This window comes from Polaromonas sp. P1_A2 (assembly GCF_056406895.1).
The window spans coordinates 1-18,117 of the sequence record NZ_JBFTZI010000010.1 but is presented as its reverse complement, the minus strand read 5'-3'; the positions used below and the strand labels follow the sequence as shown (position 1 = coordinate 18,117).

Sequence of the window (18,117 nt, the reverse complement as noted above, 5' to 3'; positions counted from 1 at the left end):
CAGTCCACGTGGGCGTAGTGGCGATTGGCCGTTTCGTACTCGACGTGGGCGGTGTTGATCGTGATGCCGCGCGCTTTTTCTTCCGGTGCCGCGTCAATTTGGTCGTAGCCCTTGGCTTCGCCGCCGAACTTCGATGCCAGAACCGTCGTGATCGCCGCCGTCAGCGTCGTCTTGCCATGGTCCACGTGGCCAATCGTGCCTACGTTGACGTGCGGCTTGGTCCGCTCAAATTTGCCTTTTGCCATTTTTCTCTCCAGATAAAGAACATGCCCGTGTACGGTTTAACGTCTGCACTGTGTTGCTGGTTCGCTTCGCACGGGTACAAAGCGGCACACAATCGCAGACAAGGAAAAAAGCTGCCGGCCCCACGCGGGACCGGCAGCTGAACTTTCTTACTTGGCGCGGGCAGCCATGATGGCTTCCGACACGTTGCGCGGAGCCTCAGAGTAGTGCTTGAACTCCATGGAGTACGTTGCACGGCCCTGCGACATCGAACGCAGCGTGGTCGAATAACCGAACATTTCCGACAGCGGCACTTCGGCCTTGATGGCCTTGCCGCCACCGACCATGTCTTCCATGCCCTGCACCATGCCGCGGCGTGAGGACAGGTCGCCCATCACGTTGCCGGCGTAGTCTTCAGGCGTTTCGACTTCCACAGCCATCATCGGCTCCAGAATCACCGGGCCGGCTTTCTTGCAGCCTTCCTTGAAGCCGAAGATGGCGGCCATCTTGAAGGCCAGTTCGTTCGAGTCCACGTCGTGGTACGAACCGAAGTGCAGCGTGACCTTGACGTCGACCACGGGGTAGCCGGCCAGCACGCCGGACGTGACAGCTTCGTTGATGCCCTTTTCCACGGCGGGGATGAATTCACGGGGAACCACACCGCCCTTGATGGCGTCGACGAACTCGATGCCCTTGCCGGCTTCGTTGGGTTCGATCTTGAGCACAACGTGGCCGTACTGACCCTTACCGCCGGACTGGCGCACAAACTTGCCTTCGGCTTCTTCCACCGTTTTACGGATGGTTTCGCGGTAGGCCACCTGGGGTTTGCCCACGTTGGCTTCCACGCCGAATTCGCGCTTCATGCGGTCGACAATGATTTCCAGGTGCAACTCGCCCATACCGGCGATGATGGTCTGGCCGGATTCTTCGTCGGTCTTGACGCGGAAAGAAGGATCTTCCTGCGCCAGACGCTGCAGGGCGATGCCCATTTTTTCCTGGTCGGCCTTGGTCTTGGGTTCCACGGCCTGTGCAATCACGGGCTCAGGGAAGACCATGCGCTCAAGCATGACGATGGCATCGGGATCGCACAGCGTTTCGCCGGTGGTCACGTCCTTGAGGCCCACGCAGGCGGCGATGTCGCCGGCGCGGATTTCGCTGACTTCTTCACGGTTGTTGGCGTGCATCTGCACGATACGGCCGATACGCTCTTTTTTGCCCTTGACCGGGTTGTAGACGCTGTCGCCCTTTTTCAGGACGCCGGAATACACGCGCACAAAGGTCAGCTGGCCCACGAACGGGTCGGTCATCAGTTTGAAGGCCAATGCAGAGAATTTTTCTTCGTCGTCAGCCTTACGAAACACGGGCGCTTCGTCTTCGTCGGTGCCGCTCACGGGTGGAATGTCCACGGGCGAAGGCATGAACTCGATCACGGCGTCCAGCATGCGCTGCACACCCTTGTTCTTGAAGGCGGAGCCGCAGTACATCGGCTGGATTTCGCTGGCGATGGTGCGCGTGCGGATGCCCAGCTTGATTTCGTCTTCGGTCAGGTCGCCTTCTTCGAGGTACTTGTTCATGAACTCTTCAGACGCCTCGGCAGCAGCCTCGACCATCTTCTCGCGCCATTCCTTGGCGGTCGCCACCAGCTCAGCGGGAATCTCGCTGTAGGTGAATTTCATGCCCTGGGACGCTTCGTCCCAGATGATGGCCTTCATCTTGATCAGGTCAACCACGCCGGTGAAGTTTTCTTCGGCGCCGATGGGGATCACCATGGGCACGGGGCTGGCCTTCAGGCGCAGCTTCATCTGCTCAACGACCTTGAAGAAGTTCGCGCCGGTGCGGTCCATCTTGTTGACGAACGCAAGGCGGGGAACCTTGTACTTGTTGGCCTGGCGCCAGACGGTTTCGGACTGGGGCTGAACGCCGCCCACGGCGCAGTACACCATGCAGGCGCCGTCAAGCACGCGCATGGAACGCTCCACCTCGATGGTGAAGTCCACGTGGCCCGGGGTGTCGATGATGTTGATGCGGTGCTCGGGCAGGGACGTGTCCATGCCGCGCCAGAAGCAGGTGGTGGCGGCGGAGGTAATCGTGATGCCACGCTCCTGCTCCTGCTCCATCCAGTCCATGGTCGCTGCGCCGTCGTGCACTTCACCAATCTTGTGGTTCACGCCGGTGTAAAAAAGGATCCGCTCGGTGGTGGTGGTCTTGCCGGCGTCGATGTGCGCGGAGATACCAATGTTGCGGTAGTTTTGAATGGGGGTAGCGCGGGACATAAATTACTTTCAGTTCGGGGTTACGAACAAAGACTCGTTGAAAGACTGCCCGGCACCCGGACATCCTTCATTTCTTCTACGCGTCTGCCTGCAGGGAATCATGTTGTGCACGACACCCGGCTGGCAGAAACTGGGGCTGAACCGCCGGCGATCAAGGTGGCTCACACCTTCAAATCACCCGGCAACCCCTCAATTCAGCGCAGCAAATACTGCGCTCAACAATCAGAAGCGGAAGTGGCTGAACGCCTTGTTGGCTTCTGCCATGCGGTGAACTTCGTCACGCTTTTTCATGGCACCGCCGCGGCCTTCGGTCGCTTCCATCAGCTCATTGGCCAGGCGCAGCGACATGGACTTCTCGCCGCGCTTCTTGGCGGCTTCCTTGAGCCAGCGCATGGCCAGGGCCATACGGCGGACGGGACGCACTTCAACCGGCACCTGGTAGTTGGCGCCGCCGACGCGGCGGGACTTCACCTCAACCATGGGCTTGATGTTGCCGATGGCCATGTGGAAGGCCTCGAGCGGATCTTTGCCGGGGTTCTTTTTCTCGATAAAGTCGAGCGCGCCATAAATGATGCGCTCTGCGACGGCCTTCTTGCCGCCTTGCATGATCACGTTCATGAACTTGGCGAGATCAACATCGCCAAATTTCGGATCAGGAAGAATTTCACGTTTAGGGACTTCGCGACGACGTGGCATTTTTTCACCTCTTTGCTTCAGTTGGCATTGCCCAGACATCCTGTCTTTGCAACACCGCGAGAGTTATCAAAACCCTCACTTACTCGACCGGTGCAACCATTTGCACTTGGGTCACTTCGTTTCAAACACCTGCCAAGGCGAGTGAAACACCTGTTTTTTGAAGAACTATCACAGACTTTCGTGACAGCATCCTCTGGCGCGAGCTCTCAATGAAGAGACAACCCGAGCCGATTGGCTTATTTGGCCTTTGGCTTCTTCGCACCGTACTTGGAGCGCGACTGCTTGCGGTCTTTCACGCCTTGCAAGTCGAGCGAACCACGGACGATGTGGTAACGCACACCGGGCAAGTCCTTGACACGACCGCCGCGAACCAGCACCACGCTGTGTTCCTGCAGGTTGTGGCCTTCGCCGCCGATGTAGGAGATGACCTCAAAACCGTTGGTCAGGCGCACCTTGGCGACCTTACGCAGAGCGGAATTGGGCTTTTTAGGCGTCGTGGTGTACACACGGGTGCACACACCGCGGCGCTGCGGGGAATTTTCCATCGCAGGGCTCTTGGACTTGATCTTTTCGACCTCGCGCCCCTGACGGACTAACTGATTAATGGTTGGCATTGAAAACGTCCCTAAACGTCTGAAAACTGATTTACCGTGTTGATACGGGCACAAATATTTCCCGCCGTGAAAGCGGAAAAGCCTTCTAGTATAAACCGGTTGGGGGAAACGCTCAAGCAAAAGGCGGAAAGCGCCAGACCATGCCTGCGCGCGCAAGGCAAGGCCAGCTGGCCTTTTCGGGGTTTTGACACCCCGCCGGGCTCAAATTATCAGGAATGTTAGTGCACACTCCCGATTTTCGACTTGGCTTATTTGATCCAAAGCCGGATGGCATCCCAGGCACGGCCCAGAATACCGGCTTCTTCCACCGCTTCCAGGGCCACCAGCGGCACCTCGGCCACGGGCGCCGGGTTGTCACCCAGCATGACCTTGAGCGTGCCGACCGCTTGCCCTTTGGCAAAAGGAGCGACCAGCGGGTCCGGCCGGGCCACCTGGGTTTTGACCTTGGGCGCGCTGCCGGCGGCCACGGCCACCACGATGGCCTGGGGACGGCCCAGCTTCACGGTGGACGATTTGCCCTTCCAGACGGACGGCGCGACCACGGCCTGGCCGGCGTCAAACAGCTTGACGGCTTCATAGGCGGTGTAGCCCCAGTTGAGCAGCTTTTGCGATTCATTGGCGCGGGCGCTGTCGCTGGTCGTGCCCAGCACAATGGCCAGCAGGCGCCGTCCGCCCGGCGCGCCGGCCGTGCCCAGGTTGGGGAAGTCGCGCTTGGCCGTGGCGATCATGCAATAGCCGGCGGCGTCGGTATGGCCGGTTTTGAGGCCGTCCACCGTCGGGTCGCGAAACAGCAAAGTGTTGCGGTTGGTGTCGTTGGCGGCCGGCGTGCCGGGGTAGCGGTACTTCTTGATGGCCGAGTAGCCGATGTAGTCGGGAAAATCCGTCATCAGCCGCGTGGCCAGGATGCTCAGGTCGCGCGCCGTGGTGGTGTGGCCCACCACGGTCAGGCCTTCGGGATTCCTGTAGGACGTCGATTTCATGCCCAGCGCCTTGGCCTGCTCGTTCATGAGCTGCACAAAATGCTCGGCCGTGCCGCCCACGCCCTCAGCCAGCGCCATGGTCGCGTCGTTACCCGACTGCACCACCATGCCCTTGATGAGGTCCTCGACGGGCACCTGCATTTTCGGGTCGATGAACATGCGCGAACCCGGCATCTTCCAGGCGCGCTCGCTGACGCCGAAGGTCTGCTTCAGGTCGATCTTCTTGGACTTGAGCGCGTCGAAGACCAGGTATTCGGTCATCAGCTTGGTCAGCGAGGCCGGCTCGACCGGGGAATCAATGTCCTTGGCGGCCAGGATCTGGTTGGCGGTGACGTCCAACAGCAAATACGAACGCGCGGCGATTTCAGGCGCTTGCGGCACCTGGGCGTGCGCCTGGGGCAGCACCGCGGAGAAAGCCAGGAGGGCGGCGGCGAAGGCGCGCAGGCCGGGGACCGGGCGGGAAGCCTTGAAGGAAAGGTGCATGGGGTATCGCTGAAAAGTAGGAATTTAAAAAACAAAAAGCCTGGCGGCGCGGGTCAGGCTGGAGGCGAAGACAGGTGGCGGACCACAAGATTTTTCAACAGGGGCAATTGTCCATGAAAGAAATGGCCGCCCCCGGGCACAACCGTAACAGGCAGTGCCTGCGGGCGCGCCCAGTCCATCACGGCCGACAACAGCACGGTATCGTCCTGTTCGCCGTGTACCACCAGGGTTTTGAGGTGTGCGGCCGGGTCAATCGGCGCGGCCGGCGCGCGGCTCACGCTGGTGCCGACCAGCACCAGCTTCTCAATCGTGCGGCCAGCGCCCAGGCGCTGGAAGGCATGCGTGGTCACAAAAGCGCCGAAGGAGAAGCCGGCCAGCGCCAACGGCTGCCCGGCGCCCGCCGGCGCGGCGTGCTCCACCACCGCCAGCAGGTCCTCGAGCTCGCCCCGGCCTTCGTCGTGGCTGCCGGCGCTGCCGCCCACGCCGCGAAAGTTAAAGCGCACCGCCGTCCAGCCACAGTGCACAAAAGCCCGCGCCAGCGTCTGCACCACCTTGTTGTCCATGGTGCCGGCAAACAGCGGATGCGGGTGCGCAATGACTGCCACGCCGCGCGAATCGCCGGCGGGGAGGTCCAGCGCGATTTCCAGCGCGCCCGCCGGGCCCCGGATGATGGATTTTTGGGTTTGGGAGTTCACGAAAACCGCTTTCTTCAATCGGAAGGCCTAGCGCCCCAGGTGCGCGGGCGTGAGCAGGCGCTCGACCACCTTGCCGTTTTTGAGGTGTGATTCGACGATCTCGTCGATGTCGCTGGCGTCCACATAGGTGTACCAGACCGCTTCCGGGTACACCACGGCCACCGGGCCGCCGGCGCAGCGGTCCAGGCAACCGGCCTTGTTGACCCGCACCTTGCCGGGCCCGGCCAGCCCGGCGGCCTTGACCTGCGACTTGCAGCGGTCAAAGCCTTCCTGGGCGCGGTGGTTGGCGCAGCAGTCTTCACCGTTGGCGCGCTGGTTCAGGCAGAAGAAGATATGGCGTTCGTAATAGGAATTGTGTTCAGGCATGTGGTGACTTTAGAGGATGTGGTGGTCGATATGTTCCGCGGGCTCAGGCGGCTTCGACGACAAAAGCCGTCGCCTTCCTCACCAACGGGAGGACCAGCAGCAAGGTCGGGAAGGCAATGACCCAGGAAACGGCCCAGGCGCCCAGCCAGATGCGCAGGACGCCGGGCGCCAGGCCCACGCCTTTGAACGTGCTGATGAGCGAGACGATGCAGGTCATGAAAAGCGACAGCAGCAAGGGCGTGACCCAGCGCGCGCTGCGTGCGGGGAGCTTGGCGAAACCGAAAGGGGTGCGCGATGAAGATTTCGAAGAGTTCATACAGGTTTCCATAAGCCGTCCAGTCAAGGCGCCTTTCCCGCGGCCAGCAGGCCCGAGGGAAAACACACGCCCGGCATGGCCGGCGGTGGTTGGCGCGTTGATTGACGTAAACGCTTACGGCAACTCTTGAGGGAGATCGCCCGGCGATGGTAGCAGATGAAGGGATGCCGCGTGCGGCTAGGCCTTGGGTTCCCGGCCCGACAGCCGCACCAGCACATACAGAAGCGCCGCGTACGGCCAAAGCCAGCCCAGCCATTGGACCACCCCGTGAAAGCGGATGAAACGGCCCTGCTCCCAGGTCTGCAGCGTCTGCGCGAAATAGGGGTCCGCCGGCGCCTGGTTGAGCAGCCCCAGGTGAATGGCCAGCGCCAGCAGTGCCAGCGCGGCCGCCGCGCGGCGCGGCACGGCCAGCAGCAGCATGGCCAGCACGGCCGCCAGGCCTATACCCGCCTGCACCGGTATGTCCAGCCAGGCCCAGGCATGGTCGGGGCCGTAACTCAGGGCCGCGGAGAGGGCCGATGCCACGATGCCGGCCGCGATCACCGCCGCCGAGAAGGCCGCCCGCTGCCAGAGCGTGCGGATCACGCAATAGCCGAGCAGGCAGGGAACCAGCGCGCCCAGCGCCACGCAAACCAGTTCCGCGATGGGCACCAGGGGTTGCAGTTCCACATCGCGCACCGGCAGCCACTGCAAAAAAGGCGTGTCGGCCAGCGCATCGGCCAGGGCCGCCTCCAGCCGCTCGAACACCTGCCCCAGCCCCATGGGCACGGAGGCCGGAAACAGCAGCGCCATAGGCCAGAGCACCAGCAGCACCAGCGCGCCCCGCGCGTCATGGGCAAACCAGCGCGCGCGAAAGCGGCTCCAGCGGTCCACCACGCCGGTTTTTTCGAGCGCCCAGGCGAAGCAAGCCCCCAGCCAGGCGCCCAGCGTGTTCAGCAGCAGGTCGACGTTGGAGGGAATGCGCACCGGCAGATAGCTTTGCAGCGTCTCCATGGCCAGCGACAGCAGGCCGCTGGCCAGCACCGCCACCGTCACGGCCCAGGACACGCGCCGGCTGCGCAGGGCCGACAGCGCTAGCAAAAAGCCCAGCGGCGCGTACCCGAGCAGGTTGGCGCCCACGTCAAACCCGGTCCAGTACTGCGGCAGCGGCGCCGTCAGGAAGCGAAAGGGCGAGATGCCCTGGTCGCGCCAGTCCGTGAAGGGATAGAGGCTGGCGTAAACAATCAGGCAGATGGCGGCCAGCGCGAGGGGCCAGGCCGTGGTCTTGTGCACACCCCTGGAATTTGGCACACCCCCGCCGTCCTCACTGCGCTTCGCTTCGTGTAGTTCCTCCCCCCCTTGCAGGGGGCGACGCCTAGCGTCCGGCAAAGCCGGTCCGCTGGCGCCTGCTGGTTTGGGGGGGGCCTTCTTTTTCACTGCGATGCCCGCTTGTGATCCTAAAAAGGCTTGACCACGACCAGGATGACCGCGGCCAGCAGCAGCAGTACCGGCACTTCATTGAACCAGCGGAACCACTTGTGGCTGCGCGTGTTGCGGTTGGCGACGAACTTCGCGAGCAGGCGGCCGCAGGCATGGTGGTAGCCGATCACCAGCACCACTACGGCAAATTTGGCGTGCATCCAGCCGTTGCCGGGGCCGCGGCCTATGCCGTAACCCAGGTAGAGCCACAGGCCAAAAGCCAGCGCCGGCACGGCCAGGATGGTGGTGAAGCGCATCAGCTTGCGCGCCATCAGCACCAGCCGCTCGCGCTCGGCCACACTTTCCGGCGGCACCATCGCCAGGTTCACAAAAATGCGCGGCAGGTAAAACAGCCCGGCAAACCAGCTGGCGATGAAAACAATGTGGAGTGATTTGACCCAGAGCATAACGAAGTGTAGCCCCCACGCTTTTCACTTCGTGTAATGCGCTGCCCCCCGAGGGGGCCGCTGCGCCTGCGGCCCGGCAAAGCCGGTTCCGCGGCCCCTGCTGGCTTAACACCCGCGCACATCCCTTGAGACGATGGCGACACTGCGGCGCGGGGCAAAAAAATGCCCGGAGGCATAAGCCACCGGGCTGGTAAGCCTTTTTGCTGTCACACGCAAAGGCCCCGCTCAGGGAGGAAAAGCGGGATGCAGCCACCAAATGGTAACCACACGTATCAATTCTAACCACGGCCGTCCGGCCTTGGCAATGCTTTTCTAAGTAACCTAAGAAACAATCATGTAAAGCTGTCCCAGCCGCCCCTGTGCGCGGGCAGCCCGCCAAATACCTCATGGCATTGCGAAAGCTTTGGCACAATTTGCGCATGACTTTCCACGCCTCCAACTTTGCCCCCTTTCCGGCGGGCCGCCCCCGGCGCCTGCGCCGTGATGCCTTCACCCGCAACCTGGTACGCGAGCACACACTTACCGCAAACGACCTGATTTACCCTGTGTTTGTGGTGGACGGCAGGCAGCAGCGCCAGCCGGTGGCCTCCATGCCCGGCGTTGAAAGGCTGAGCCTGGACCTGCTGCTGCCGGTGGCCGAGGAATGCGTGAAGCTGGGTATCCCGGTCATGGCCTTGTTCCCGGTGGTCGACACCTCGCTCAAGACCTATGACGGCAAGGAAGCCACCAACCCGGACGGCCTGATCCCGCGCGTGGTGCGCGAACTCAAGAAGAATTTCCCCGGCCTGGGCGTGATGACCGACGTCGCGCTGGACCCCTTCACCACGCACGGCCAGGACGGCCTGCCAGATGAAAACGGTTACATCCTCAATGAAGAGACGGTGGCCATGCTGGTCCGGCAGGCGATGTGCCAGGCCGAAGCCGGCGTGGACATGGTCGCGCCCAGCGACATGATGGACGGCCGCATAGGCGCCATTCGCCAGGCACTGGAAGCCCAAAAGCTGATCCACACGCGCATCATGGCCTACAGCGCCAAGTACGCGAGCGCCTTTTACGGCCCCTTCCGCGATGCGGTGGGCTCGGCCGGCAACCTCGGCAAGGCCGACAAAAAGGTCTACCAGATGGACCCGGGCAACAGCGACGAAGCGCTGCGCGAGGTGGCCATGGACATCGCCGAGGGCGCCGACATGGTGATGGTCAAGCCCGGCATGCCTTACCTGGACGTGGTGCGCCGCGTGAAGGACGAGTTCAAGGTGCCCACCTTCGCCTACCAGGTCAGCGGCGAATACGCCATGATGAAGGCCGCCGCGCAGAACGGCTGGCTGGACCACGACGCGGTCATGATGGAAAGCCTGCTGGCCTTCAAGCGCGCCGGCGCCGACGGCGTGTTGACCTATTTCGCCATTGATGCCGCGCGCAAGCTGCGCCAGGCCTGAGCGGTGCGCGTTTTCACCATCACGGCCGGCAGCCAGGGCGTCGTTGAAACCGAGGCCCTGCCGACCCAGCTGCCGGCGCAGGGTTTTGTCTGGATCGCCTGCGCCCGACGCGAGTTCGAGGTGCTGCAGGCCCAGATCCAGGCCAGCCTGCAGCTGCTGTGCGGCACCCAGCTGGTGGACCTGCATGTCTCCGACCTGCTGAACAACCAGTTGCCCTCGCACTACGACTACACCTCGCAGTACGACATCCTGGTGTTCCGCCGCCTGGCCGCCAGCCAGACCGAAACCGACCTCAGCCAGCCCGGCGAGCCGCTGCAGGCGCGCCTCAAGCGCAGCGGGCCGCCGGTGCTCAAGCGCATAGACACCAGCCCGGTCGGTTTCGCCGTGTTCGACCAGTTGCTGCTGACGGTGCATCCCGCCGATTGCGCGGTGCGCGACGCCTACGCGTCCCGGCTGCTGAACGCCACCACCGCCGAGTCGCGCTCCAGCGGTGTCAAGCTGCCCGCCAGCCCCGCCGACATGATGCTGCGCATCGTCAACCAGATCGTGGACGGCTACCTGGAGTTGCGGCGTGAGCTCACGCGCCAGCTCGACCACTGGCAGTCCGAACTGCTCAGGCCCGGCACGCGCTTTACCAACTGGAGCTCGGTGCTCGACGCGCGGCTGGCCATGCACCAGCTGGACGAAATCTGCGAGGACCAGCGCTCGGCCGTGCAGGACTGGATCGACTCCGTGGAAACCTGGCCCGAAGGCGGCACGCCCGCCCTGGTGCGCGAACGCGAGCTGCTCAAGGTGCGCTCGCGCGACGTGCTGGAGCACATAGAGCGCGTGGTCCACCATGTGCGCCGCATGGAGCAAAGCGCCGAAACCGCGGTGCAGATGCATTTTTCGGCGCAAAGCAACCGCACCAACGACATCATGCGCACGCTGACGGCGCTGACCGCCATCTTCCTGCCGCTGAACCTGATCACCGGCTTCTTCGGCATGAATTTCGAGTTCATGCCTTTCCTTCACACTTCCACCGGCTTCTGGTGGACCGCCGGTTTTATGGTCCTGATCGTCGCCGTGGTCGGGACGGTGTTCTGGCGCAAGCAATACATCGCCCGAACTCGCGGCTAGGCGCGCCGCAATCCCCAGTCCATTCACAGGAGACACCGCCATGCCTGTTGCCTTCACCCGCCTCCTCTTCGCCGGCTCTTTCTTGCCGCGGGCGTCCTGGCTGGCCCTGTTGGCAGTCTCGGCACTGCTGGCCGGCTGCGAGAGCCTGAGCCCGGCAGAATGCGCCACCGCCGACTGGCGCCAGCTGGGCGTGCAGGACGGCAGCCGCGGCCGCACCGACCGCGCCGCCGACTACTACGAGTCCTGCGCCAAGGCCGGCATTGCCGTGAACGTGGCCGTCTACCGCGCCGGCCGCGACCAGGGCCTGCAAAGCTACTGCCAGCCGGCCAACGCCCTCAACGAAGGCCTGGCCGGCAACAGCTACGAAGGCGTCTGCCCCGCGCCCATGGACCAGAACTTCCGCAACATCCACGGCATCGCCTGGCGCGAGCAGGACGCCCGCAAGACCCTGGCGCGGCTGCAGTACGAGCAGGACCAGATGCAGGCGGAACTGCGCGACGCCAAAACCGCCGAAGACCGCAAGCGCACGCTGCGCGAGCAGCTCGCGCGCTCGGACCGGCGCATTGAAGAAGCCCGCTACGCGGTGCGCGATGCCAGCTACCAGCTGGACCGCCTGCGCAGCGACATGCGCCAGCGCGGCCAGTACTGACGAAAGCCTTCATGCCCGCCATGCAGGCCGGCTCCCGCTCCCGCTCTCGCGAAGACGCGGAAGTGCGGGTGGGTTGCGCGGGCTGGAGCCTGCCGCGCGAAACCTGGCCCGAGTTTCCCGACGCCGGCAGCCACCTTGAGCGCTACGCCGCGCGCCTGAACGCCGCCGAAATCAATTCGTCGTTCTACCGTCCGCATCAGCCCGCCACCTATACGCGGTGGGCCGAAAGCGTGACGCCGGATTTCCGTTTCAGCGTCAAGCTGCCCAAAACCATCAGCCACGAAAAGCGCCTGCGCGATTGCGAAAGCCTGCTGGACGAATTCTTGCTGCAAGTCACAAGCCTCGGCGAAAAGCTCGGCTGCCTGCTGGTGCAATTGCCGCCCAGCCTGGCTTTTGACGCAGCCTCGGCCGGCGGCTTCCTGGCCGCGCTGCGACGTCGCCACACCGGCAAGGTCGCACTCGAGCCACGCCATGCGAGCTGGTTCACGGCGCCCGCCGACGACTTGCTGAAGGAATTCAAAGTCGGCCGCGTATTGGCCGACCCGGTGCTGCTTGACGCGGGCCGCGCGCCCGGCGGCGACCCGGCCACGGTGTATGTGCGCTTGCACGGCTCACCGCGCATGTATTACTCGGCCTATGCGCCGGAAGTACTTGATGCGCTGCTTGTCCGGCTCAAAAGCGCGGCGGCGTCTGACGCCGCGGTCTGGTGTGTCTTCGACAATACTGCCAGCGGCGCCGCGGTGCCCGACGCGCTGTATCTCGCACGGGGCCTGGCGCAGCGCTAATCCACCGCCGCGCCGCCTGCGAAAGGAGGACGCATGAAAAACCGCTTCAAGGGGAATACCCCGCCCAAGGTCTGCGCGGACGACCTCACCCGTGAAAACGTGCAGTCCATGCGGCGCGTGGAGGAGATGGCGCTGGCCAACCGCAGCCGCGCCGACCGCATGGCGGCTTTTATCGCCGGCTTCTGCGGCTCCATGCCTTTTGTCTGGCTGCACGCAGCCGCCTTCGCGGGCTGGATAGCCCTCAACACCTGGCCGGGGCTCGCGCATTGGGACCCGTATCCCTTCACCTTCCTCACGCTGGTGGTATCGCTCGAGGCGATTTTTCTCGCGTCCTTCATCCTGATCAGCCAGAACTACGAGCTGCGCATCAGCGACAGGCGCAACCAGCTGGACCTGCAGATCAACCTGTTGACCGAGCAGGAAAACACCAAAATGATCCAGATGCTGGAGCGCATCGCCAAAAAAGTCGGCGCCGACAGCGGGAGCGACCCGGATATCCGCATCCTCAAGGAAAACACCAACCCGGAAAAACTGGTCGCCCAGATTGAGCAGGCGCAGCAGGAGGATTCGCCTGCCGCGAAGAAAAACTAGCGTTTCAGACCCAGGGCTGGGCGAGGCCTTCGGCCTCGAAGGCCTTGATCACCGCGGGGCGTGCCAGCGCGCGCTTCAAATAGGCACCCAGGTGCGCACGGTCACGCGCGGGTTTGGACGCAAAGTTGCGCGTCCAGCGGCACAGCATCAGCGTGTAGATGTCCACCGCCGAATACTTCGCGCCCAGCAACCAGGGCTGCTCATGTATTTTTTCCAGCCGCGCGAGTTCCGCGTCCAACTGGTCCAGCATCAGGCCGACCTTGGCTTCGGCGTGCGATTTCAGTTCGGCCACGCCCGCGCTGTTGCCCGCATCCATCCAGCGGTCGGTGTAGAAATAAACAATCAACGTAGACTGCACGGTATTGGTCAGCCAGACCAGCCACTTGTAGAAATGCGCACGCTCCACGGTGCCCAGTGGGGGCGCCAGCCCGGCCTCGGGGTGCCTGTCGCACAGGTGCAGGCAGATTGCGGCGGTCTCGTAAAGCACCAGCTCGCCGTCGACCAGCGTCGGGATCAGGCCGTTGGGATTGAGCTTGCGGTAGGCCTCGGAACGATGCGCACCCGTGCTGGTGTCGACCAGGATTTTTTCAAAGGGAACGCCCAGTTCCTGCAGCAGGATATGGGGCGCCATGGCGGCGGTGCTGGGAGAAAAATGAAGTTGGTACATCAAGCTATTGTGCCGTGACGCCGAAGATGCCAGCCGCATTGCCCCAGGCAACTTTGCGCGCCACGTCGGGCGGCAGATCGCCCAGCCAGGCCCGGTAGCCCTTCATGAGTTCGTCGTAATACAGCCAGCGCTGGTTGACCCAGGTGTCGGAGCCGATCATGAAGCGGCCCGGGTGCTTGAGCAGCAGCGCGCGCCATTCGGGACACAGCTTTCCGGCGTCGCAGGTCAGGCCCGGCCGGTAAGACAGCTCGCCCATGAGCTGCGGGTATTTGCCCAGCAGTGCGTCGACCCTCTCCACGGGTGCGCCGCCTATGCCGGTGTGCGCCCAGACCAGCCGGGCATCGGGCGCATGGGCCATCAGCAGGTCTATGGCCGTGTCGTCCACATGGGCCAGCACCGCGAGCTTGTTCTTCGCGGCGAACTGCATCAGCTTGCGGGCCACCGGGCCGTTGGCATTGGCGCTGTCATACAGGTGGAACTCGCCTATGCCCTTGTACGGCCCGGCCTGGTCGCCGGCCACGCCGCGCGCGAACTCGGCCTGCACCATCTCATAGATGGACTCGTCGCGAAACCAGTTGTCGTAATCGGCGCGGTTGCGGTACAGGCGGATAAAGGGAACCACGGTGACACCGGCCTTGCGCGTCTCGGCCATGGCGGCGAGCGACTTGGTGCCGTCGTTGGGCCGCGAGTTGGCGACGATGGCCTTGACGCCGTTGCGCTGCATGCGCGCCAGCACGTCGGCCGGCGAGTGCGGGCCGCTGTTCCCGTTCCAGGCCTCTTCGTTGTAATGCAGGTGCGTGTCAAACAGCGGCCCCGCATAGTCGGCCGCAAAGCCCGACCCGGCACAGGCCGCCAGGACGAAGGCTGCCCACGCGCCACGCATGCTCAGGCCAGCTTGGCGGCGAAGAAAGCCAGCGAACGCTCGCGCGCCAGCTTGGCCGCCGCTTCGTTGTAGGAGCCGCGCTGGTCGCAGTTAAAGCCGTGGTTGGCCGGGTAGACATGCACCTCGACCTCGGGGTGCGCCTTGGTGAAGGCCTCTATGCCCTCCATGGGGATCCAGTGGTCCTGGTCGCCGAAGTGGGCCATGACGGGGCATTTGGGCTGGCGCGCGATTTCTTCCTCGGCCGTGATGCCGCCGCCGTAATAGGGAATCGCCGCCGACAGGCCGTCCAGCAGGCAGGCCGCCCGCCAGGTCAGCAGCCCGCCCCAGCAAAAACCGATGATGCCGACCTTGCCGCCGCTGGCCTGGGCCGCATGGTCTATCGCCGCCTGCAGGTCCTGCAGCACGCCTGCGCCGGGCAAGGCGCTGACGGCGGTTTTGAGCTCGAAGCCGGCTTTCATGTCTTCCTCGCTGTAGCCCATCTCGACGCCGGGCTTGATGCGCTCAAAGGTCGCGGGCGCCACCGCGAGGTAACCCTGGGCGGCAAAACGGTCGGTGACAGCGCGTATGTGCGAGTTGACGCCGAAGATCTCCTGCACCACCACGACGCCGCCGCGCGGCTTGCCTTCGGGTTGCGCGACATAGGCCGGCACGACAAAGCCGTCGGCGGCGGTAAGTTGGATAAATTGGCCCATGGGATGCTCCTTGAAGATTGCGTAAGTCGGGTTGGTGGATGAATCAGCAGCCGCTTCAGGCGCCCGCCATGAGTTTGCGCTCGACAAAATCAAGCCGGTCCTGGCCCCAGAACAGTTCGCCGTCCACCACATAGCTGGGCGCGCCGAAGACGCCGGCGTCTATCGCCTGCTGGGTGTTGGCCTCATAGCGCTCCTGCACGGCCTGGCTGAAGGACTGCTCCAGCCGCTCTGCCGGCAGGCCGCATTCGGCGAGCAGCTCGGCCAGCACCTTTTCATCGGCGATATGGCGCTCGCGCACCCATACGGCGCTGAAGATGGCCCCGCCGATTTTCATCGCGGCTTCGCTGCCGTCGTGCAGGTCCACGGCAATGATGAGGCGCGACGCATCGTCGCCGGAAACCGGGAAGTACTTGGGCTTGAGGTTCAGCGGCGCGTGCAGGTAGTCCGAATAGCGCTGCAGCTCCAGCAGCCGGTAGGCCTGGCGCTGCGGTGCCCGCTGGGCCAGCGGCAAGCCGCCCGAGATCGGGAACACCTTGCCGCCCAGGTCTATGGGCAGCACCCGCACGGCGGCGCCCGCCGCCCGGGCGATCTGCGCAAAGCGCTCATGCCCCAGGTAGGTCCAGGGGCTTTGCGGGGTGAAGTAGTAGTCCACGGTGGTGCTCAAGAGTGTCTCCGTCAGTGTCTGTGGATGGGTGGGCCGCGCCGCCGGCGGCCGGGCATTGCGCAAGATACGGCTTAGGGTACATTGATCCGCCCAATCCTTGTTTTTACCCGGGATTGCCATTTTCTGCAGGAGGTGCGGTTTGTCAAAAGTTGTTCTGATCACGGGTGGCTCGCGCGGCATAGGCGCGGCCTCGGCCCTGCTGGCGGCGCGCCAGGGCTGGGCGGTGGCCGTCAACTACGCCAGCAACTCCCTGGCCGCCGACGAGGTGGTGCGGCAGGTCCGCCAGGCCGGCGGCAACGCCATCACGGTGCAGGCCGACGTGGCCGATGAGGCGCAGGTGCTGGCCATGTTCGAGAAAGTGGACGCCAAGCTGGGCCGGCTGGACGGCCTGGTCAACAACGCCGGCGTGGTGGACCGCACCACCCGCGTCGACGCCATCACCCTGGCGCGGCTGCGGCGCATGTTCGAGATCAATGTGTTCGGCTCCTTCCTCTGCGCGCGCGAAGCCGTCAAGCGCATGAGTACCCGCTACGGCGGCGCGGGCGGCTCCATCGTCAATGTCTCCAGCGCGGCAGCGCGGCTGGGCGCGCCGGGCCAGTATGTGGACTACGCGTCGGCCAAAGGCGCGATCGACACCTTTACCGTCGGGCTGGCCAAGGAAGTCGCCACCGAGGGTATACGCGTGAACGCCGTGCGCCCCGGCATCATCGACACCGACATCCACGCCTCGGGCGGCCTGCCCGACCGCGCCCGCGACCTGGCGCCCCAGGTGCCCATGCAGCGCCCCGGCACCGCCGACGAGGTTGCCGCCTCGATTGTCTGGCTGCTCGGCGACAATGCGGGCTATACCACCGGCGCGTTGCTGGATGTGGCAGGAGGCAGGTAGTCGTGCCCCCACGTTCGCTCACTGCGTGTAGCTCTCGAGGCCTTGCAGGCCGCGGCTCGCGGGACGCCTCGCCTCTGTCGCCCGTCCAAGCCTGCGCAGGCAGGCTTGGAGCCGCGGGCCCCAGCCCCTCGGGGGCGCTGCGCCTGCGGCCCGGCAAAGCCGGTTCCGCGGCCCCTGCTGGAATCCGCTGCGCAGTCCGCCACCCTACTTGCCACTTGAGTTGCCTTTAAGGAATAACGATGGACTTTAAACCGCTTGTGACCTTGCTGGCCATCGTCAACCCGCTGGCCATCGTGCCCTTCTTCATCCATTACACGCAGGACTTTTCCGACGAGCAGCGCCGCCGCACCGTGCTGGTCGCGTCCTTCACCGCCTTTGTCGTGATCGCCATCAGCGCATTGCTGGGCCTGCAGATCCTCGACTTCTTCAGCATCTCGCTGGCGAGCTTCCAGGTCGGCGGCGGCATGCTGCTGTTGATCAGCTCCATGAACATGCTGAACGCCCAGCCGGCCGAAGCCAAGCCGCAGACCAATGAAATGGAAGACGGCGCGGCCAAGGCCGCGCGCGGCGCCAGCATCGCCGTGGTGCCGCTGACCATTCCGTTGCTGACCGGGCCGGCCACCATGTCCACCGTCGTGATTTACGCCGAAAAGGCCAAGACCGCCCTGCAGCTGTCCATGCTGGTCGGTTACGGCATCGTGATCGCCCTGGCCACCGCCATCTGCTTTTCACTGGCCGAGCCGATTGCCCGCGTTCTGGGCAAGACCGGCATCAACGTCATGACGCGGCTGATGGGCCTGATCCTGGCCGCGCTGGCGGTTGAAGTGATGGCCGATGGCCTGGGCAAGCTGTTCCCAATTCTCCGTTCCTGAACCCCGATGGCTGGTGCGCGCATCCTGCTGGTGGAAGACGACCCGGCGATTGCCCGCTCCATCATCTACACACTGGAGCGCGACGGCCTCACTGTGACCCACAGCCTGCTGCTGGGCGATGCGCGCGCCCAGATCAGCCGGCAGCCGCCCGATGCCGTGATCCTGGACGTCGGCCTGCCCGACGGCAGCGGCCTGGACTTGTGCCGCGAGCTGCGCGCCGCCGGCAGCCTGCCGGTGCTGATGCTCAGCGCCCAGGGCGAGGAAATCGACCGCGTACTGGGCCTGGAGCTGGGTGCCGACGATTACGTGAGCAAGCCCTTCAGCCCGCGCGAGCTGCTGGCGCGCGTGCGCAGCCTGCTGCGG

General features: G+C 64.3%; 22 protein-coding genes. 8 read left to right on the top strand and 14 right to left on the bottom strand.

Annotation, left to right across the window (positions count from 1 at the left end; genetic code table 11):
• From AC1D09_RS23845 to AC1D09_RS23800, 10 genes are all read right to left on the bottom strand, one after another.
• A partial coding sequence (locus AC1D09_RS23845) for a GTP-binding protein (RefSeq protein WP_477650650.1) occupies positions 1-245 on the bottom strand: 245 nt, incomplete at its 3' end.
• A 147-nt stretch (positions 246-392) separates the two neighbouring features.
• Positions 393-2,495: an elongation factor G gene (gene fusA, locus AC1D09_RS23840; protein WP_413330606.1), complete on the bottom strand. Its 2,103-nt coding sequence runs from the start codon at positions 2,493-2,495 to the stop codon at positions 393-395.
• Positions 2,496-2,717: 222 nt separating this feature from the next.
• Positions 2,718-3,191 carry a 30S ribosomal protein S7 gene (gene rpsG / locus AC1D09_RS23835; protein WP_011481226.1) on the bottom strand — a complete coding sequence of 158 codons (474 nt, stop codon included), beginning with the start codon at positions 3,189-3,191 and terminating at the stop codon, positions 2,718-2,720.
• A 236-nt stretch (positions 3,192-3,427) separates the two neighbouring features.
• Positions 3,428-3,805, bottom strand: a complete 378-nt coding sequence (gene rpsL / locus AC1D09_RS23830) for a 30S ribosomal protein S12 (RefSeq protein ID WP_007851137.1) — start codon at positions 3,803-3,805, stop codon at positions 3,428-3,430.
• A gap of 248 nt (positions 3,806-4,053) precedes the next feature.
• Complete coding sequence (locus AC1D09_RS23825) at positions 4,054-5,268, bottom strand: D-alanyl-D-alanine carboxypeptidase family protein (RefSeq protein WP_477701259.1); 1,215 nt, start codon at positions 5,266-5,268, stop codon at positions 4,054-4,056.
• A 53-nt stretch (positions 5,269-5,321) separates the two neighbouring features.
• On the bottom strand, positions 5,322-5,963 hold the full coding sequence (locus AC1D09_RS23820) for an alpha/beta hydrolase (RefSeq protein ID WP_477664295.1): 642 nt from the start codon (positions 5,961-5,963) through the stop codon (positions 5,322-5,324).
• A 27-nt stretch (positions 5,964-5,990) separates the two neighbouring features.
• On the bottom strand, positions 5,991-6,329 hold the full coding sequence (locus tag AC1D09_RS23815; RefSeq protein WP_074578239.1) for a (2Fe-2S) ferredoxin domain-containing protein: 339 nt from the start codon (positions 6,327-6,329) through the stop codon (positions 5,991-5,993).
• 43 nt (positions 6,330-6,372) lie between these two features.
• Complete coding sequence (locus AC1D09_RS23810) at positions 6,373-6,645, bottom strand: DUF2798 domain-containing protein (RefSeq protein WP_083336882.1); 273 nt, start codon at positions 6,643-6,645, stop codon at positions 6,373-6,375.
• Between the two features lie 177 nt (positions 6,646-6,822).
• Positions 6,823-7,935: a VanZ family protein gene (locus AC1D09_RS23805; protein ID WP_477664294.1), complete on the bottom strand. Its 1,113-nt coding sequence runs from the start codon at positions 7,933-7,935 to the stop codon at positions 6,823-6,825.
• 146 nt (positions 7,936-8,081) lie between these two features.
• Positions 8,082-8,510 (bottom strand): CopD family protein, encoded by a 429-nt coding sequence (locus AC1D09_RS23800; protein ID WP_477664293.1) that lies wholly within the window; start codon positions 8,508-8,510, stop codon positions 8,082-8,084.
• A gap of 419 nt (positions 8,511-8,929) precedes the next feature.
• Here AC1D09_RS23800 and hemB point away from each other — a divergent pair, with 419 nt between their 5' ends.
• The 5 genes from hemB to AC1D09_RS23775 are packed head-to-tail and all read left to right on the top strand — an operon-like array spanning position 8,930 to position 13,090.
• A complete protein-coding gene (gene hemB, locus AC1D09_RS23795) occupies positions 8,930-9,946 on the top strand; it encodes a porphobilinogen synthase (protein WP_477664292.1) in 1,017 nt (338 codons plus the stop codon).
• A gap of 3 nt (positions 9,947-9,949) precedes the next feature.
• Positions 9,950-11,065: a magnesium transporter CorA family protein gene (locus AC1D09_RS23790; RefSeq protein ID WP_477664291.1), complete on the top strand. Its 1,116-nt coding sequence runs from the start codon at positions 9,950-9,952 to the stop codon at positions 11,063-11,065.
• A gap of 40 nt (positions 11,066-11,105) precedes the next feature.
• The gene (locus tag AC1D09_RS23785) at positions 11,106-11,714 is read left to right on the top strand and encodes a DUF2799 domain-containing protein (RefSeq protein ID WP_477664290.1); all 609 of its coding nucleotides are present in this window, start codon (positions 11,106-11,108) and stop codon (positions 11,712-11,714) included.
• 11 nt (positions 11,715-11,725) lie between these two features.
• On the top strand, positions 11,726-12,499 hold the full coding sequence (locus AC1D09_RS23780) for a DUF72 domain-containing protein (RefSeq protein ID WP_477664289.1): 774 nt from the start codon (positions 11,726-11,728) through the stop codon (positions 12,497-12,499).
• Positions 12,500-12,532: 33 nt separating this feature from the next.
• On the top strand, positions 12,533-13,090 hold the full coding sequence (locus AC1D09_RS23775) for a DUF1003 domain-containing protein (protein ID WP_477664288.1): 558 nt from the start codon (positions 12,533-12,535) through the stop codon (positions 13,088-13,090).
• Positions 13,091-13,094: 4 nt separating this feature from the next.
• Here the strand turns inward: AC1D09_RS23775 and AC1D09_RS23770 are convergent, their stop codons facing one another.
• From AC1D09_RS23770 to AC1D09_RS23755, 4 genes are read right to left on the bottom strand one after another with little or no spacing between them, the layout of a single operon-like run.
• Positions 13,095-13,757, bottom strand: coding sequence for a glutathione S-transferase family protein (locus AC1D09_RS23770; RefSeq protein ID WP_477664287.1), 663 nt, complete (start codon positions 13,755-13,757; stop codon positions 13,095-13,097).
• 4 nt (positions 13,758-13,761) lie between these two features.
• A complete protein-coding gene (locus AC1D09_RS23765; protein WP_477664286.1) occupies positions 13,762-14,640 on the bottom strand; it encodes an amidohydrolase family protein in 879 nt (292 codons plus the stop codon).
• A 2-nt stretch (positions 14,641-14,642) separates the two neighbouring features.
• The gene (locus AC1D09_RS23760; protein ID WP_477664285.1) at positions 14,643-15,332 is read right to left on the bottom strand and encodes a dienelactone hydrolase family protein; all 690 of its coding nucleotides are present in this window, start codon (positions 15,330-15,332) and stop codon (positions 14,643-14,645) included.
• 55 nt (positions 15,333-15,387) lie between these two features.
• On the bottom strand, positions 15,388-15,996 hold the full coding sequence (locus AC1D09_RS23755) for a DsbA family protein (protein WP_477664284.1): 609 nt from the start codon (positions 15,994-15,996) through the stop codon (positions 15,388-15,390).
• A 139-nt stretch (positions 15,997-16,135) separates the two neighbouring features.
• Between AC1D09_RS23755 and AC1D09_RS23750 the strand changes: the two genes are divergently transcribed.
• From AC1D09_RS23750 to AC1D09_RS23740, 3 genes are all read left to right on the top strand, one after another.
• Entirely contained in the window at positions 16,136-16,882 is a 747-nt protein-coding gene (locus AC1D09_RS23750; protein WP_477664283.1) for an SDR family oxidoreductase, read from the top strand.
• 239 nt (positions 16,883-17,121) lie between these two features.
• Complete coding sequence (locus tag AC1D09_RS23745; RefSeq protein ID WP_477664282.1) at positions 17,122-17,754, top strand: MarC family protein; 633 nt, start codon at positions 17,122-17,124, stop codon at positions 17,752-17,754.
• 6 nt (positions 17,755-17,760) lie between these two features.
• Positions 17,761-18,117: response regulator (locus tag AC1D09_RS23740; RefSeq protein WP_477701258.1), on the top strand; the 357-nt coding region annotated here is incomplete at its 3' end.

What these genes read in the sequence shown, in the direction of transcription:
- AC1D09_RS23785 (WP_477664290.1), top strand. Translation starts at nt 11,106, where the DNA reads ATGCCTGTTGCCTTCACCCGCCTCCTCTTCGCCGGCTCTTTCTTGCCG.
- AC1D09_RS23800 (WP_477664293.1), bottom strand. Translation starts at nt 8,510, where the DNA reads ATGCTCTGGGTCAAATCACTCCACATTGTTTTCATCGCCAGCTGGTTT.
- AC1D09_RS23780 (WP_477664289.1), top strand. Translation starts at nt 11,726, where the DNA reads ATGCCCGCCATGCAGGCCGGCTCCCGCTCCCGCTCTCGCGAAGACGCG.
- AC1D09_RS23770 (WP_477664287.1), bottom strand. Translation starts at nt 13,757, where the DNA reads ATGTACCAACTTCATTTTTCTCCCAGCACCGCCGCCATGGCGCCCCAT.
- AC1D09_RS23745 (WP_477664282.1), top strand. Translation starts at nt 17,122, where the DNA reads ATGGACTTTAAACCGCTTGTGACCTTGCTGGCCATCGTCAACCCGCTG.
- AC1D09_RS23815 (WP_074578239.1), bottom strand. Translation starts at nt 6,329, where the DNA reads ATGCCTGAACACAATTCCTATTACGAACGCCATATCTTCTTCTGCCTG.
- rpsL (WP_007851137.1), bottom strand. Translation starts at nt 3,805, where the DNA reads ATGCCAACCATTAATCAGTTAGTCCGTCAGGGGCGCGAGGTCGAAAAG.
- AC1D09_RS23760 (WP_477664285.1), bottom strand. Translation starts at nt 15,332, where the DNA reads ATGGGCCAATTTATCCAACTTACCGCCGCCGACGGCTTTGTCGTGCCG.
- hemB (WP_477664292.1), top strand. Translation starts at nt 8,930, where the DNA reads ATGACTTTCCACGCCTCCAACTTTGCCCCCTTTCCGGCGGGCCGCCCC.
- fusA (WP_413330606.1), bottom strand. Translation starts at nt 2,495, where the DNA reads ATGTCCCGCGCTACCCCCATTCAAAACTACCGCAACATTGGTATCTCC.
- AC1D09_RS23810 (WP_083336882.1), bottom strand. Translation starts at nt 6,645, where the DNA reads ATGAACTCTTCGAAATCTTCATCGCGCACCCCTTTCGGTTTCGCCAAG.
- AC1D09_RS23765 (WP_477664286.1), bottom strand. Translation starts at nt 14,640, where the DNA reads ATGCGTGGCGCGTGGGCAGCCTTCGTCCTGGCGGCCTGTGCCGGGTCG.
- AC1D09_RS23775 (WP_477664288.1), top strand. Translation starts at nt 12,533, where the DNA reads ATGAAAAACCGCTTCAAGGGGAATACCCCGCCCAAGGTCTGCGCGGAC.
- rpsG (WP_011481226.1), bottom strand. Translation starts at nt 3,191, where the DNA reads ATGCCACGTCGTCGCGAAGTCCCTAAACGTGAAATTCTTCCTGATCCG.
- AC1D09_RS23825 (WP_477701259.1), bottom strand. Translation starts at nt 5,268, where the DNA reads ATGCACCTTTCCTTCAAGGCTTCCCGCCCGGTCCCCGGCCTGCGCGCC.